Source organism: Streptomyces sp. GbtcB7 (assembly GCF_019091445.1).
Lineage (GTDB): Bacteria > Actinomycetota > Actinomycetes > Streptomycetales > Streptomycetaceae > Streptomyces > Streptomyces mirabilis.
The window spans coordinates 1-243 of record NZ_JAGXJM010000520.1; the positions used below are offsets into that span (position 1 = coordinate 1).

Annotated in this window: 1 pseudogene; it reads right to left on the reverse strand. The window is 72.8% G+C overall.

Annotated elements, in window-relative coordinates:
- Positions 1–243 (reverse strand): annotated as a pseudogene (locus KVT44_RS56675) (RNase J family beta-CASP ribonuclease); the annotation flags it as partial.

The window sequence follows — 243 nt, forward strand, 5'->3', positions numbered from 1 at the left end:
ACGACGACCGGCAGGAACATCGGGCGGCGGCGGTAGGTGTCCGAGACCCCCTTGCCCCGCGTGCGGCGGATGAGTTGCTGCATCTGGTGGGGCCCGACCACGCCGTCCCGGGCCGAGCGCCCCAGGACCCCCGTGACCTTCGGGATGACGTCCGCGAAGGCGGAGGCGTCGATGCCCGAACCACGCGCGTGGGCGTGCGGGCCGGCGGTGATCTTGCCCGTACCCGAGGCGATCACCACGAAG